At 73.6% G+C, this 14,041-nt stretch carries 13 protein-coding genes and 2 pseudogenes; 5 read left to right on the forward strand and 10 right to left on the reverse strand.

Translation table 11 applies throughout. From position 1 onward, the window contains the following. Window positions 1-40: 40 nt before the first annotated feature. Both AC3CHW_RS04485 and AC3CHW_RS04490 read right to left on the reverse strand, forming a co-directional pair. Window positions 41-661, reverse strand: coding sequence for an RNA polymerase sigma factor (locus AC3CHW_RS04485; protein WP_459247257.1), 621 nt, complete (start codon window positions 659-661; stop codon window positions 41-43). A gap of 233 nt (window positions 662-894) precedes the next feature. Next, entirely contained in the window at window positions 895-2,043 is a 1,149-nt protein-coding gene (locus AC3CHW_RS04490) for a glycerophosphodiester phosphodiesterase (protein WP_488469619.1), read from the reverse strand. A gap of 257 nt (window positions 2,044-2,300) precedes the next feature. Here AC3CHW_RS04490 and AC3CHW_RS04495 point away from each other — a divergent pair, with 257 nt between their 5' ends. Then, window positions 2,301-2,969, forward strand: coding sequence for a lysophospholipid acyltransferase family protein (locus tag AC3CHW_RS04495; protein WP_359326569.1), 669 nt, complete (start codon window positions 2,301-2,303; stop codon window positions 2,967-2,969). Between the two features lie 198 nt (window positions 2,970-3,167). Here AC3CHW_RS04495 and AC3CHW_RS04500 read toward each other — a convergent pair whose 3' ends face one another. Continuing rightward, window positions 3,168-3,422, reverse strand: a complete 255-nt coding sequence (locus AC3CHW_RS04500; RefSeq protein ID WP_488471272.1) for a hypothetical protein — start codon at window positions 3,420-3,422, stop codon at window positions 3,168-3,170. Here AC3CHW_RS04500 and AC3CHW_RS04505 point away from each other — a divergent pair. Further along, window positions 3,313-3,624, forward strand: a pseudogene (locus tag AC3CHW_RS04505) (protein kinase domain-containing protein); the annotation flags it as partial. The gene AC3CHW_RS04500 and the pseudogene AC3CHW_RS04505 sit on opposite strands and share 110 nt — an antisense overlap. A gap of 173 nt (window positions 3,625-3,797) precedes the next feature. On the opposite strand, the gene AC3CHW_RS04510 reads toward AC3CHW_RS04505, so the two are convergent. The 4 genes from AC3CHW_RS04510 to AC3CHW_RS04525 form a co-directional block, all read right to left on the reverse strand. Then, on the reverse strand, window positions 3,798-5,417 hold the full coding sequence (locus AC3CHW_RS04510; protein ID WP_488469620.1) for an MFS transporter: 1,620 nt from the start codon (window positions 5,415-5,417) through the stop codon (window positions 3,798-3,800). Further along, window positions 5,414-5,962 (reverse strand): TetR/AcrR family transcriptional regulator, encoded by a 549-nt coding sequence (locus AC3CHW_RS04515; RefSeq protein ID WP_459247259.1) that lies wholly within the window; start codon window positions 5,960-5,962, stop codon window positions 5,414-5,416. The genes AC3CHW_RS04510 and AC3CHW_RS04515 overlap by 4 nt, the downstream gene beginning before the upstream one ends. A gap of 166 nt (window positions 5,963-6,128) precedes the next feature. Beyond that, window positions 6,129-7,556 carry an argininosuccinate lyase gene (argH, locus tag AC3CHW_RS04520; RefSeq protein WP_488469621.1) on the reverse strand — a complete coding sequence of 476 codons (1,428 nt, stop codon included), beginning with the start codon at window positions 7,554-7,556 and terminating at the stop codon, window positions 6,129-6,131. A 96-nt stretch (window positions 7,557-7,652) separates the two neighbouring features. Then, window positions 7,653-8,846 (reverse strand): argininosuccinate synthase, encoded by a 1,194-nt coding sequence (locus AC3CHW_RS04525; RefSeq protein WP_217200543.1) that lies wholly within the window; start codon window positions 8,844-8,846, stop codon window positions 7,653-7,655. A 239-nt stretch (window positions 8,847-9,085) separates the two neighbouring features. Between AC3CHW_RS04525 and AC3CHW_RS04530 the strand changes: the two genes are divergently transcribed. Next, window positions 9,086-10,414: an MFS transporter gene (locus tag AC3CHW_RS04530; RefSeq protein ID WP_488469622.1), complete on the forward strand. Its 1,329-nt coding sequence runs from the start codon at window positions 9,086-9,088 to the stop codon at window positions 10,412-10,414. A gap of 163 nt (window positions 10,415-10,577) precedes the next feature. Here the strand turns inward: AC3CHW_RS04530 and AC3CHW_RS04535 are convergent, their stop codons facing one another. Then, window positions 10,578-10,946 carry a DUF488 domain-containing protein gene (locus AC3CHW_RS04535; protein WP_398606740.1) on the reverse strand — a complete coding sequence of 123 codons (369 nt, stop codon included), beginning with the start codon at window positions 10,944-10,946 and terminating at the stop codon, window positions 10,578-10,580. A 46-nt stretch (window positions 10,947-10,992) separates the two neighbouring features. Here AC3CHW_RS04535 and AC3CHW_RS04540 point away from each other — a divergent pair. Next, window positions 10,993-11,627 (forward strand): annotated as a pseudogene (locus tag AC3CHW_RS04540) (pyridoxamine 5'-phosphate oxidase family protein). 9 nt (window positions 11,628-11,636) lie between these two features. Here AC3CHW_RS04540 and AC3CHW_RS04545 read toward each other — a convergent pair. After that, window positions 11,637-12,038 carry a hypothetical protein gene (locus AC3CHW_RS04545; protein WP_488469623.1) on the reverse strand — a complete coding sequence of 134 codons (402 nt, stop codon included), beginning with the start codon at window positions 12,036-12,038 and terminating at the stop codon, window positions 11,637-11,639. Between the two features lie 157 nt (window positions 12,039-12,195). After that, window positions 12,196-13,056 carry a hypothetical protein gene (locus AC3CHW_RS04550; protein ID WP_488469624.1) on the reverse strand — a complete coding sequence of 287 codons (861 nt, stop codon included), beginning with the start codon at window positions 13,054-13,056 and terminating at the stop codon, window positions 12,196-12,198. 269 nt (window positions 13,057-13,325) lie between these two features. Between AC3CHW_RS04550 and AC3CHW_RS04555 the strand changes: the two genes are divergently transcribed. Then, window positions 13,326-13,772 (forward strand): nuclear transport factor 2 family protein, encoded by a 447-nt coding sequence (locus AC3CHW_RS04555; RefSeq protein ID WP_398606736.1) that lies wholly within the window; start codon window positions 13,326-13,328, stop codon window positions 13,770-13,772. Window positions 13,773-14,041: the final 269 nt, after the last annotated feature.

A 14,041-nucleotide genomic window follows, 5' to 3' on the forward strand; every position in this document is an offset into this window, starting at 1 on the left:
GTCGCCGCGGGGTAGGCGTCGCCTCCGTGGCGCCGATTGTCTATCGCTCCATTCCCCAGGGTTCAGGAGCGGCAACCTCCGCCAGCAGCATTCTGCGCAGGCATCCAAGGCAACGGGAACGTACCGGCCCCAGACTCCCCTGTGAGATTCCCAACTCACCGGCGATTTCACGGTAGGTCGCGTCCCTGGTCGACATCATCGCCAGCAGCACCCTCGGACACCGGCCGGGCAGTCTGCGCACCGCGGCGCGCACCCGGCGCACCTCGTCGGCGGCCAGCGTCATCCCCTCGGTGTCCGGCGCGCCGAGCGGTACGGGCACGCCGTCGATCCCGTCGTACGGCACCTCCCACCGGGCCCGTCGCCGCGCGCCCCTGGCCTCGGCCCGGACGGCGGCGCGCAGCCAGGGTGCCCAGCCGGCGGGCCGGGCCGGCGGGGTGCCCGTCCCGGCCCGTTCCAGGAGCCGTACCCACACCTCCTGTTCGAGGTCGGCGGGGTCGAGCCCGGCGCCGGCCGCCTCGGCCGCCGCCTCCGCGACGAGCAGCGGGCCGAGCGTCGCCAGTAACTGTTCGCCGCCCGGGGCGGCGGAGGTGGGGGCAGCGGTGGCGGGCGCCCCGACGGGGCGCGCGCCGGGGGTGCGGGGCGCGGGGAGGGAGGGGTTCATGCCGCGCTAGACAGTGCCCCGCCCGCCGCCGGTTGCCGTCAACGGGCGGCGTCACCCGTCCGGGCAACGCCCGGCCGCGCCCTTGACGGGGTCTCACGTACGGCGCGCCCCGGGTCGGTGACGAGACCGACCCGGGGCGCGCCCGGCCGCCGCCGCTTCCCCCGTCGCGGCGGCCCACGCTCCGACGCGGGGTCAGCCTCCCCCCGAAGGGGGCTGTCCTCGCGCGAAGGCGGCTACTTCCCGACGAAGTCGGCGCGGGCGAGCAGCGCCGTGTCGGGGTGGTCCGAGAAGATGCCGTCGATGCCCTGCTCGAAGTAGAGCTTGAGGGCACCGAAGGCGTCCCCGTACGCGGCCGGGTCGGTGCCCTTGCGGAAGTCCAGCGGCAGGAAACTGTTCTCGTTGCGCATCGTGTACGGGTGCACGAGCAGCTTCCTCGCGTGGGCGTCGCGCACCAGCGTGGTGGGCGTGCCGAGCTTGCCGCTCTTGTCGCGCGGGATGACCAGCGACAGGTCCGGGCCGATGCCGCGCGCGAAGCGGGCGATCCACGCCAGGCCCTTCGGCGTGACCAGGTCGGCCACGGTGCGCGGGTCGCCGGACTGGACGAAGTCCCAGGGGCGCGAGGAGGCGGAGGACAGCAGCACCACGCCGGGGCACGAGACCAGCTTGCTCAGTCGCTCGATGCTGCTGGGCTCGAAGGACTGCACGAAGTTGGGCGAGTTGTGCCGGTGCCGACCGTAGGCGCGCAGCAGCTTGGCCAGTCGCGGCTCCAGCGCGAGGCCGATGTCGCGGAAGTAGGTGGGGTGCTTGGTCTCGATGTGCAGCCAGACGCGACGCCCGCGCCGCTTGCCCTCGCGCTCGGCCCACTCCAGGACCTCGGCGAAGGTGGGCACCTCCCAGCGGCCGTCGTAGAGCGTGTTCTGCCGGCGGGTGCCGGGAATGCGCTCGGTGGCGCGCAGGGTCTTCAGCTCGGCGAGCGTGAAGTCCTCGGTGAACCAGCCGGTGAGCTTGGCGCCGTCCACCGTCTTGGTCGTCTTGCGGTCCGCGAACTCCGGGTGCGAGGCGACGTCCGTGGTGCCGGTGATGTCGTTCTCGTGACGGCACACCAGGTGGCCGTCCTTGGTGGGCACCAGGTCCTGTTCGATGACGTGGGCGCCCATGTCGAGGGCGAGCTGGTACGCGCCGAGGGTGTGCTCGGGGCGGTAGCCGCTGGCCCCGCGGTGGGCGACGACCGTGGGCACCGGCAGGTCACGCCCGTGCTGGCCGTGTCCGTGGCCGCGGCCGGCGGCGGTGGCCGTGCCGGTGCCGGACCACACCATCGCTCCGGCGCCGATGGCGGCGGCGCCCAGTAGGGTGCGCCGTCCGGGCCGCTGCTCCTGCTCCATGCGTACTCCTCGTCTTGCCTGTTCGAGGGGGCGATCGTAGGCGCCCCCAGTTTGCGGGCCGTGGACATCCGTGCCAACGGCGCACGAACAGCCGTGGACCCCGCCCTTCCACGTCGTGGGCCCGGTGTGCGCACAGGGGGTACTCGCGAGTATCGTCCTCACCTGCGCGGGGAGGCCGGTGGCCCGGTGGGCGAGCCGACCCCCCGCCGGGCGCGCACCTCGCGCCGCGTTCCGACCACCACCGACCGGAGGGTCCGTTGTCCCGCATCGTGCTGAAGGCGATTCTCGGAGTGCTCATGCGCGTCCTGTTCCGCCCGAAGGTGGAGGGGGCGGAGCGCGTTCCCGGCGACGGTCCGGTGATCCTGGCCGGCAACCACGTCACCTTCGTCGACTCGTTGTTCGTCGCCCTCATCGTCAAGCGGCCGGTGTACTTCATCGGCAAGGACGAGTACGTGACGGGCAAGGGGCTCAAGGGCCGGCTGATGGCGTGGTTCTTCCGCACCAGCGGCATGATCCCGGTGGACCGGGACGGCGGGCACGGCGGCGTCGCGGCGCTGATGACCGGCCGTCGCGTGCTGGAGGAGGGCAAGGTGTTCGCCATCTACCCGGAGGGCACCCGCTCCCCCGACGGCCGCCTGTACCGCGGGCGCACCGGCGTGGCCCGGCTCGCCCTGATGACCGGCGCGGCCGTGGTCCCGTTCGCGATGATCGGCACCGACAAGGTGCAGCCCGGCGGTAAGGGCCGGCTGCACATCGCGCCGGTGACCGTCCGCTTCGGCGAGCCGCTGGACTTCTCCCGCTACGACGGCATGGAGCGCGACCGGTACGTGTTGCGCGCCCTGACCGACGAGGTCATGAGCGAGGTCATGCGCCTGTCCGGCCAGGAGTACGTGGACATGTACGCGACGAAGGCCCGGGCCGCGTAACCCGGTCCCCACCTGCGCACCCGTCCGCGCCCGAAACCCCGTCGCCGCCCGCCAGTTGAGTGATACTGGCGGGCGGCGCGCGTCTGGCGCGTCTGGTGAGGGGGCGGCGCACGGGAGAGCACTGGCGAGGGACGACCCGCGACAGGTCGGCCCGTTCCGGCTGATCGGGGTGCTCGGCGGCGGGGGCATGGGCCGGGTCTACCTCGGGCGCTCCGCGCAGGGCCGGACGGTCGCGGTGAAGACCGCGCGGGCCGAACTCGCCGACGACGCCGGGTTCCGGCGCCGCTTCGCCCGCGAGGTGGCCGCGGCCCGACAGGTCAGCGGCACGTTCGCGGCGGCCGTGGTGGACGCCGACCCGAACGGCCCCACACCGTGGCCGCGCATCATCGACTTCGGCATCGCCCACTCGGCGACGCACAGCGCGCTGACCCACCCGGGCATGTCGCTCGGCACGCCCGGCTACATGGCCCCCGAACAGGTCAGCGGCGCGGGCCCGGGGGTCACCGGCGCGGCCGACGTGTTCGCCCTGGGCGGCGTGTTGACGTACGCGTGCACCGGCTCGGGCCCCTTCGGTCTGGCCGACCCGCAGATCCTGCTCTACCGCACGGTGCACGAGGAGCCGCGCCTGGCCGAAGTGCCCGACGGTCTGCGGGAGTTGGCGGCGCGCTGCCTGGCCCAGGGCCCGGCCGCGCGGCCCACCCTCGCCCAACTGGCCGCGGCGGGCGGCCGACGATTCCGCCAGGGACGAGAGCGTACGCAGCCGCCGACACCCCTGAGGCGAGCCGGAACCCGTCAGGGGGCGGCGGGCGGCGCGGGCCGGCCGCGACGCTACGGGCGCGGCGGGCCCGCCTTCCCGTCGCGGGGCGTGCCCCGGCCTGCCTCCGCCAGCGCCACCGCCTCGGCCGCGGTGTCGGCCAGTCGCTGGCCGCGCAGCAGGAACCAGGCGGCGACGGCCGTGGCGAGCAGCACCGCGGCGCCCACCGACGCCGCGATCCGCAGCCCGTCCACGAACGCCTCCTGCGCCGACGTCAGCAGGGCCTCCCCCTGCCCGGGGGCCAGTCCGTGCGAGGCTTCGACCGCGCCGCCGAGCGACTCGTGGGCCTCGGACGCCGCCTTGTCCGGGACGCCGCTGGGGGTCGCGAAGTCGCGGTAGACGCCGGTGACGATGGAGCCGAGCAGCGCGATGCCGAGCGCCGCGCCCAGTTCGTACGCGGTCTCGGAGACCGCCGACGCGGCGCCGGCCTGGTCGCCCGGCACGCTGGAGAGGATCACGTCGGCGGTGACCGTGAAGGAGAACCCGGCCCCGACGCCGACGACCAGCAGCACCGCGCCGAGCAGCGGGTACCCGGTGTCGCTCTCCAGCCAGGCCAGCGCGGCCAGCGCCAGGCCGACGGCCGCGAGCCCGCCGGAGACCACGACGCGCACCGAGAACCGGCGCGCGACCAGGCCGGCGACCAGGCCGGCGGAGACCGCGCCGACCGCGGCCGGCAGCTCGGCGAGGCCGGCCTCCAGCGGCTCCCGGTCCTGGACGAGCTGGAGGAACTGGGACAGGAAGAAGACCAGGCCGGACAGGCCGAGGATGGTCAGCAGGTCGGCGAGGACGGCCCCGGAGAAGCCGCGGTGGTGGAAGAGCCGCATGTTCAGCAGCGGCGACGGCAGCGTGAGCTGGCGGCGTACGAACCAGGTCAGGGCCAGCGCGCCGAGCACGCCCGCGGCGGCGACGTCCCAGCCCAGGCCGTGCGCCGCCGCCTCCTTGACGGTGTAGACGACGCCGATGATGCCGACCAGGGACAGCCCCACGCTGGGCAGGTCCCAGGGGCCGGGCGAGGGGTCGCGCGACTCGGGCAGCAGTCGCATGCCGACCAGGACGAGCACGAGCATCACCGGCAGGTTGATCAGGAAGACCGAGCCCCACCAGAAGTGTTCGAGCAGGAAGCCGCCCACCACCGGGCCGACCGCCGCGCCGGCCGAGGCCGTGGCGCCCCAGATCCCGACGGCGAGGCTGCGCTCCCTGGGGTCGTGGAAGAGGTTGCGGATCAGCGCGAGGGTGGCGGGCATCAGCGTGGCGCCGGCGACGCCGAGCAGCGCCCGCGCCACGATCATCATCTCCGGACTGGTCGCGTACGCGTTGAGTACGGAGATCGCGCCGAACGCCACCGAACCGATCAGCAGCAGCTTCTTACGGCCAATCCGGTCACCGAGGCTGCCCATGGAGACGAGCAGACCGGCGATCACGAAGGAGTAGACGTCGCCGATCCACAGCAACTGGGTGCCCGAGGGGCGCAGGTCCTCGCTGAGGAAGGGGGTGGCCAGGCCGAGCACGGTGGCGTCCACCGCGACCAGCAGCACCGCCAGCACCAGCACGGCCAGCGCCAGCCAGCGCCCGGGGCGCGAGGTCTCGGGGCTGGGGTGGGCGCCGGGGCCCGTTGTCGCTATCCGACTGCTCATTGCTCCATGCTCCGTCGCACGCCGCCCAACAGCAGCTCGGCGATCATCTTCTCGGTGTCCCTGGGGGCGATCCGCCCGGCGTGCACGGCCCAGGCCGCGGCCCCGACCAGGCCGTACAGCGCCTCCGTGCACCAGGCGGCGGTCAGGTCGACGCGGAACTCGCCGCTTTCCTGCCCGCGCCGGAACAGGCTGTTCATCCGCTCGTCCAGACGGTCCCAGCCCGCGTTGGGCTCGCCCTCGAAGAGCTGGTTCTCGGTGGTGAGAAAGGCCAGCAGCGCGGCCTCGGGCTCGATGTGGGTGATCAGCCGGCGCAGCGCGCCGGTGGCGTCGCCCTCCTCGATGGCCGCGGCGTCCAACGCCGCCTCGAAGCGCGCGATGCCCAGTTCCTCCAGGGCCTTGATGAGCGCGTCGCGGCCCGCGAAGTGGCGGTGCAGCGTGGCGCGGCTGATGCCGGCCGCCTTGGCGATCTCGTCCAGGGATGTCGTCGCCTTGCGGGTGAGCAGGGTCGCCGCCGTGCGCAGCACCTGGCTTTTGTCGACCGTCATGAGACGACCATACGCCACATGAGACGTTGATGTCTCACTCGGGTCGTCCACTCCGCCACCGGGCCCACCGCATCGCCCCGGGCGGCGGGCACGCACGAGGCCGGGCAGGCTCCCGATGAGCCTGCCCGGCCTCGTGTGGCGCTGGGCCGCGGGCGCGCGCCCGCGCTTACCGCTTGGCCTCGGCCCAGTCCCGCTGGACGGCGAGGTCGGCCTTCACCTCGGCCAACTGGAGCGCGACGGCCGACGGCGCGGTGCCGCCGCGCCCGTCGCGCGCGGCCAGCGCGCCGGAGACGTTCAGCACGGTGCGCACCTCGGGCGTCAGGTGCGGGGAGATCGCGGCGAACTGCTCGTCGGTGAGCTGGTCGAGTTCGATGCCCGCCGCCTCGCACACCTTCACGCACTCCCCGGCGACCTCGTGCGCGACCCGGAACGGCACGCCCTCGCGGACCAGCCACTCGGCGATGTCGGTGGCGAGCGAGAAGCCGGCGGGGGCCAGCTCGGCCATCCGTTCCTCGTGCACGGTCAGGGTCGCCATCATGCCGGTGAACGCGGGCAGCAGGACCTCCAACTGGTCACAGGAGTCGAAGACCGGCTCCTTGTCCTCCTGGAGGTCGCGGTTGTACGCCAGCGGCAGCGCCTTGAGCGTGGCCAGCAGGCCGGTCAGGTTGCCGATGAGACGGCCCGACTTGCCGCGGGCCAGCTCGGCGATGTCCGGGTTCTTCTTCTGCGGCATGATCGAGGAGCCGGTGGAGAAGGCGTCGTGCAGCGTCACGAAGGAGAACTCCTTCGTGTTCCACAGGATGACCTCCTCGGCGATCCGCGACAGGTCGACGCCGATCATCGCCGCGATGAAGGCGAACTCGGCGGCGAAGTCGCGGGCGGCGGTGCCGTCGATCGAGTTGCCGGACGCGCCGCGCTCGAACCCGAGGTCGGCCGCGACCGCCTCCGGGTCGAGCCCGAGCGAGGAGCCGGCGAGCGCGCCGGAGCCGTACGGCGAGACGGCGGTGCGCTCGTCCCACTGGCGCAGCCGCTCCGCGTCCCGGCCAAGGGCCTGCACGTGGGCGAGCACGTGGTGGGCGAAGAGCACGGGCTGGGCGTGCTGGAGGTGGGTGCGGCCGGGCATGGCGGCGTCCGGGTGCGCCTCGGCCAGCGAGACCAGCGCGTCCTGGAGGTCGGTGAGCAGCCCGCCGATGATCCGGGCGTGGTCGCGCAGGTACATCCGGAAGAGGGTGGCGATCTGGTCGTTGCGGGAGCGGCCGGCGCGCAGCTTGCCACCGAGGTCGGGGCCGAGCCGCTCAAGCAGGCCGCGCTCCAGGGCGGTGTGGACGTCCTCGTCGGCGACGGTGCCTACGAAGGAGCCGGCCGCCACGTCGGCTTCGAGCTGGTCGAGCCCCCCCAGCATCCGGGTCAGCTCGTCCGCGGTGAGCAGCCCGGCGGTGTGCAGCACGCGCGCGTGCGCGCGCGAGCCCGCGATGTCGTACGGGGCCAGCCGCCAGTCGAAGTGGACGGAGGCCGAGAGGGCGGCCAGGGCCTCGGCGGGACCGTCGGCGAACCGCCCGCCCCACAGCCGGACGTCACCGCTGTTGCTGCTCAACTGTTGTCTCCTCGGAAAGGACGCGCGATAAGTCAGTGTGCGACCGCCTCCCCGCCACGGGGGCGAGGAGGCGGTGGGCGCTGGCGCGGGTGGCGCTCAGGCCAGGTCGCGCTTGGCGGCGATCTTCGAGGACATGCCGAAGATCTCGATGAAGCCCTTGGACAGCGACTGGTCGAAGGTGTCGCCGGTGTCGTAGGTGGCGAGGTTGAAGTCGTACAGCGACTGCTCGGAGCGCCGTCCGGTGACGACCGCGCGGCCACCGTGCAGGGTCATCCGGATGTCGCCGGAGACCTGCTGGTTGGCCTCGGCGATGAAGCCGTCCAGGGCCCGCTTGAGCGGCGAGAACCACAGGCCGTCGTAGACCAGCTCGCTCCAGCGCTGCTCGACCTGCCGCTTGTAGCGGGCCAGTTCGCGCTCGACGGTGACGTTCTCCAGCTCCTGGTGGGCGGTGATCAGCGCGATGGCGCCGGGCGCCTCGTAGATCTCCCGGGACTTGATGCCCACCAGACGGTCCTCGACCATGTCGATGCGGCCGATGCCCTGCGCGCCGGCGCGCTCGTTGAGCTGCTGGATGGCTTGCAGGACGGTGACGGGCTTGCCGTCGATGGCGACCGGCGCGCCCTCCTTGAAGGTGATGATCACCTCGTCGGCGTCACGCGGCGTTGCCGGGTTCGAGGTGTAGTCGTAGACGTCCTCGATCGGCGCGTTCCAGATGTCCTCCAGGAAGCCGGTCTCCACGGCCCGCCCGAAGACGTTCTGGTCGATGGAGTACGGCGACTTCTTGGTGGTCGCGATCGGGAGGTTGTTCTCCTCGCAGAAGGCGATGGCCTTGTCCCGGGTCATGGCGTAGTCGCGGACCGGGGCGATGCACTTCAGGTCGGGCGCGAGCGACGAGATGCCGGCCTCGAACCGGACCTGGTCGTTGCCCTTGCCGGTGCAGCCGTGGGCCACGGTGGTCGCGCCGTGCTTCTTGGCGGCGGCCACCAGGTGCTTGACGATGGTGGGCCGGGAGAGCGCGGAGACCAGCGGGTAGCGGTCCATGTAGAGCGCGTTGGCCTTGATCGCCGGGAGGCAGTACTCGTCGGCGAACTCGTCCTTGGCGTCGGCGACCTCCGCCTCCACCGCACCGCAGGCGAGCGCGCGCTTGCGGATGACGTCCAGGTCCTCGCCGCCCTGTCCGACGTCCACGGCCACGGCGATGACCTCCGCGCCCGTCTCCTCGGCGATCCAACCGATGCAGACGGAGGTGTCAAGGCCGCCCGAGTAGGCGAGTACGACGCGCTCGGTCACGGGTTTCTCCTTACGGTGCATACGCTGACTGGCATAAGTATGCATCCCTCCGTATGTTTCGTCAACGCGCCGAGCCCGGGCGCGGCGCACGCGCCGGCCACCCCCGGAACCTCGCAGTTCCGCTACACGAACAATCGGAGAACATTTCACTTGTCGTGCAGAGTCCGCTCGGGCAGGGTGACACCGCCCCGACTCCCCCAGGCCGGCTCACCTCCGGCACCCGACCGGACGAACGGACCATGAGACCCGCATCCCCCTGGCACGTCGCCGACTTCCGCACGCTGTTCACGGCCTCGGCCCTCAGCCAGCTCGGCACGCACATCGGCTACGTCGCGGTGCCCCTCATCGCCGTCTCCGCGCTCGAAGCCTCCCCCGGCCAGGTCGGCGCCCTCGCCACGCTGAGCACGCTCGCCTTCCTGCTCATCGGGCTGCCCGCCGGGGCCTGGGTGGACCGGATGCGCCACCGCCGGGTACTGATCGCCGCCGACCTGACGCGGGCGGCGCTGTACGCCTCGGTCCCGGTGGCCTGGTGGCTGGACGCGCTCACGATGGGGCAGTTGTTCGCCGTCGTGCTGCTGAGCGGCTGCGCCACGGTCTTCTTCGACATCGGTTCGCAGAGCGTGTTGCCGCAACTCGTGGGCCGCTCGGCGCTGGTGCCGGCGAACGCCGCGGTCGTCAGCCTCAGCGCGGTCAGCAGCGTGGCCGGACGCGGCGCCGGCGGCGGGCTCGTCCAACTGCTGACCGCCCCCATCGCCGTGGCCTGCACCGCCGTGAGCTACCTGGCCAGCGCCCTGCGGCTGATCGCGATCCGCCACACCCCGGCCGCGCGCACCAGGCCCACCGTCCGACTACGGGCCCAGATCGCGGAGGGCCTGCGGCACGTGTTCGGCAACCCGGAGCTACGCGCCCTCGCCCTGACGGCCGGCCTCGTCAACCTCGGCGGCCAGCTCATCAACACCATGCTCCCCGTCCTCTTCGTCCGGGACCTCGGCTACCCGGCGGGCGCGCTCGGCCTGTTCTGGGCCGCGGGCGGGGTCGGCCTCCTGCTCGGAGCGCGCTGCGCCCGCCGCGCCGCGGCCCTCCTCGGCTACGGCCGCACGCTGGGCCTGGCCGGCCTGTGCGTGGCGCCCGCCGGCCTGTTGGTACCGCTCCTCGACCGCGGGCCCTGGCTGTGGGTGGCCGGCGCGGGGTGGCTGCTGGTGATGTTCAAGACGGGCATGGACAACGTGCTCGGGGTCAGCCTGCGCCAGCACATGACCGCCGACGCGCTGCTCGGCCGGATGAACGCCACCTTCCGCTTCGTCCTCACGGGCGCGCTCGCCGTCGGCGCGGCGGCGGCGGGCCTGCTCGGCGAGGTGGCCAGCGTGCGCGCCGCGCTCTGGGTGGGTGGCGCGATCCTCGCCACGGCGTTCCTCCCGGTCTTCCTCTCCCCGCTGCGCACCCGCCGCGACCTGCCCACCCCCCAAGGGCCGACCGCGAGCACCCCGGCCCCGCCCGCCCCGTCCGCGCCGACCCCCGTCGACCAGGGGCCGGGGTGTGCCGATCGGGCCGGCGAGAAGGCGTCGTAGGACTACGGACCCTTGCCCCGCCCGTCGCCGCCGACGCGCGTCGGCCACGCCTGGCCCCGCCCCCGGCCCGCCACGGTCGAACCCGCAGCCACGAGGGCCGGCCCGGCTCCCGGCTCCCGGCTCCCGGCTCCCGGCTCCCGGCTCCCGGCTCCCGGCTCCCGGCTCAGCGTCCCGCGCGCACGGCCTCGGCCAGGATCGTCGCGTGGCTGAGGTCGAGGTCCTTCGTCGCCGTCAGCAGGGTCAGGGTGCCGTGCCTGGCCCGGTCGTGGAGCTGGCCGAGGGCCTCACGGGCCGCGGGTTCCGCCAGTTCCGCCTGGTAGCGGCGGGCGAACTCGTCGCGGCGGGCCGGGTCGTGGCCGTACCAGCGGCGCAGTTCCGTGGAGGGCGCCGCGTCCTTGCACCAGTCGTCCAGGCGCGCCGCGTCCTTCGCCAGGCCGCGTGGCCAGATCCGGTCCACCAGGACGCGGGCCCCGTCGTCGGCCGTCGGCTCCTCGTACACCCGACGCACCCGCACCTTCGCCGCTCGGGCCATGATCGCCTCCAATCATCGTCCAGTACCCCTCCTCATCATGCGAGGCATGGGAAAGACATACGAACGCATCGAGGGACGGCTGCGTACGTTCATCGAGGAGCAGAAGATCTTCTTCACCGCCACCGCGCCGCTGTCCGGCGAGGGCACCGTCAACCTCTCGCCCAAGGGCGTGGCGGGGTCGTTCGCGGTGCTGGACGAGCGGACCTGGCGTATCTCGACTTCGCCGGCAGCAACGCGGAGACCATCGCCCACCTGCGGGAAAACGGCCGCATCACGTTGATGTGGTGTGCCTTCGACGGACCGCCGAACATCGTGCGGGTGCACGGGCGGGGCGAGCCCGTCTTCCGCGACGACCCGCGCTGGGCCGGTCTGCTGCGGCACTTCCCCGCCGTGGACCCGGAGCCGCACGGGTTGCGGGCCGTCATCCTGGTGACCGCCGAACTCGTCCGGGACACCTGCGGCTACGCGGTCCCCCTGATGGACTACCGCGAGGACCGCGCGCTGCACGCCCGGCGCTTCGCACGCGAGGACGACGCGTCGCTCAACGCGTACTTCCAGCGCAAGGAGCACATCGCCACGAGCATCGACGGCCTGCCCGGGCTCCCGTTGCCGCTGCCGCCGTCCCCTCCCGGCGACCGCCCGGAGACGCCGCGCATCCCCGCGCCGCGTTCGCCCGACTGAGCGGGCGGCTCACCGAAGGCGCGGCCGGAGCGCCAGGTGCGCGGCGGCCAGCAACACGAGCAGGAGGCCGGCGCCGGCCGCCGCCACGGCCGAGCCAGCGACCAGGGCGCAGACCACGATGAGGGCCTGCGCCGCCCCGGCCACCAGCAGCGGCCGGCGCGCGGGCCCGGCCCCGCGCCCCGCGCGGGCGATGCCCCGGCAGGCCACGGCGTCCAACGCCACGACGACCACGCCAAAGACCAGGGCGGCGACCACCAGGGCGTCGCTGGGGCCGCCGGTGGTCTCGTCCTCGGGCCCGATGCCCCCCGCGAAGGTGGGCACGAACCAGAAGCAGTACACGCAGACCACCACCATCTGGGCGACGAGCAGGACCTGGATCGCGTGCCGCGTCAGTCGGTGCGGGGTGCTCATCGTCCCGTCGTCCCGTCGTCTCTCGTCGGTGAGGGGCTGGTAGGCGGAGTCCGTGGCGCCCGCCCGCGCCGTACGGGCCCACGCACGGCCGGGGTTGTCCCGTGGGTGGGCGAGGGCGTGTCGCGTGCGACCGTACTCGTCGGTGTGCGGCGGGCCGTCAGCGCTCCCACGCCCGCCGCAGCGCGTCGATCTCCTCCGGCGTGCTCTCGCGGGCGATGTAGGGGATGTCGAGCAGGTGACGGGTGTGTTCCTCGCCCATCCGCTCGCGCACCACGCGGGCGTCCGCGAGCACCTGGGCGTACAGGGACGCGCCGTCCATACAGAAGATGTCGATCAGCGTCAGACGGCCGTCCAGGGCACGGCGTACGTTCCCCGCGTTCAGGTCGATACCGTCCCACCAGGGCATGGACGCCCGGTAGGCGGCGTTGACGTCGCACGCGGCGCGGTGCACGGCGGCGAAGTCGGGGTCGTCCGCCACCACGGGAGCTGTCGTCGCGGGACCGGCCGTCGCGGGACCGGCCGCCACGGAGTCGCCCGTCGCGGGACCTGCCGTCGCGGGTGCCGGCTCCGCGGTCGCCGGCGCGTTTGGCGCGTCGTCGGCGGGCCCGGTCCGCGCGTGGCGGGTGGAGGCCGGTACGGGGGTCGGGCGCTCGTGCCACTGGCGTCGCACCGCGTCGGCCACCGGTGCCTCCACCGGTCGCAGGAACTCCATGACGGTCATCGTGCCGCCGCCGTCCAGCGCTTCGGCCCGCTCGACGCGCGGCAGGTAGGGGTTGCCGTCACAGCGCCGGCACAGGTCGAGGAAGGCCGCGTACGCCGGGTCGAAGGGGCACACGCGGGCGGCCAGGTGGCCGCTCGGCGAGCGCAGGCCCACCGCCCAGTCGCCGACGCCGCAGGGCGTCCAGCCGAGGCGGACGAGATGGGCCGTCGCGTCCCGGTGCGTGCCCCGCGTCCAGGGGTGATCGGCGAGCGGGGCGAGGTCGGCGTGGGTGGGCGTGGCAGGGTCGGAAGTGCGCATCCGGGCAGCCTAGGAGGCGAAGTGCCGCCGGGCACAACGGATTTCGCCCCTCCGCCACGCCGACGCGGCCCACCGCCGCGCGGCGGCCCGCTTGCCCCGCCCGACGCGTCCTGACGTGGCGCGACGTCCCAACAGGGTGTGCGCCGAACGCCAGTTGGCCCGCGCGTGTGGGCCCCGCGTGGGGCCAAGTTATGGCAAGGTGTCGCGGTATCGGGGGAAGAGTGCGAGCCTGGAGCACGCCGACGAGCGCGTGCGTAAGGAGCTGACACATGTCCACAGAGAGCACCCGCGCCACCATCGACGCCTATCTGGCCAAGACCCGAGCCCGTGACCTGGACGGCGCGGTGGCGCTGTTCTCCGAGGACGTGGACTGGGACGCCCCGGCCTCGGGAGCGGCGCCCTGGTCGGGCCGGCGGTCCTCGCGCGCCGAGGTCGCCGAGTTCTTCCGACTGCTGCACGAGTACCTGGCGCCGCAGGACTTCACCGTCACGCACACCGTGGTCGAGGGCGACCACGGCGTGATCATCGGCCATCTCACGGACACGGTGAAGGCCACCGGCGCGACGCTGGCCACGCCGTTCGCGGCCCATGTCACCGTGCGCGACGGGCAGATCGTCGGCTATCGCCTCTTCGAGGACACATACGCCCTGGCCAAGGCGCTCAGCGGGGTCACGGGCCCGCCCGGCACCGAAGGGGCGACCGCCCCCGCCGGCTGACGGGCCGTCCCCCGCGCCCGGCGCGGCCGTCGTCGCCCCACGCGTGCCGTGTCGACGTGTCACCGCGTCGACGTGTCGACAGGCCCACGCCCCCGGCGTACGGACCCACCCCGACGCGGCCCGCCTCCGACGCCCCAGCGCCGCCCCGGCGCACCCGATCCGTCCCACCCGCCCGACCTGCCCCACGTATCCGAGAAGCCACCGACCCACCGCCCCCGGCAGCCGCCAACCCGGCTCACCAAACGGGCGGGACCCCCTACGTCGACCTG

The sequence above is a fragment of the Streptomyces sp. MGP-BFMKR1 genome, assembly GCF_057766585.1.

Bases quoted from the DNA above. Each gene is read 5' to 3' on its own strand.
- AC3CHW_RS04530 (WP_488469622.1), top strand. From the start codon at position 9,086: ATGAGACCCGCATCCCCCTGGCACGTCGCCGACTTCCGCACGCTGTTC.
- AC3CHW_RS04510 (WP_488469620.1), bottom strand. From the start codon at position 5,417: ATGAGCAGTCGGATAGCGACAACGGGCCCCGGCGCCCACCCCAGCCCC.
- AC3CHW_RS04555 (WP_398606736.1), top strand. From the start codon at position 13,326: ATGTCCACAGAGAGCACCCGCGCCACCATCGACGCCTATCTGGCCAAG.
- AC3CHW_RS04490 (WP_488469619.1), bottom strand. From the start codon at position 2,043: ATGGAGCAGGAGCAGCGGCCCGGACGGCGCACCCTACTGGGCGCCGCC.
- AC3CHW_RS04545 (WP_488469623.1), bottom strand. From the start codon at position 12,038: ATGAGCACCCCGCACCGACTGACGCGGCACGCGATCCAGGTCCTGCTC.
- AC3CHW_RS04515 (WP_459247259.1), bottom strand. From the start codon at position 5,962: ATGACGGTCGACAAAAGCCAGGTGCTGCGCACGGCGGCGACCCTGCTC.
- AC3CHW_RS04535 (WP_398606740.1), bottom strand. From the start codon at position 10,946: ATGGCCCGAGCGGCGAAGGTGCGGGTGCGTCGGGTGTACGAGGAGCCG.
- AC3CHW_RS04550 (WP_488469624.1), bottom strand. From the start codon at position 13,056: ATGCGCACTTCCGACCCTGCCACGCCCACCCACGCCGACCTCGCCCCG.
- AC3CHW_RS04485 (WP_459247257.1), bottom strand. From the start codon at position 661: ATGAACCCCTCCCTCCCCGCGCCCCGCACCCCCGGCGCGCGCCCCGTC.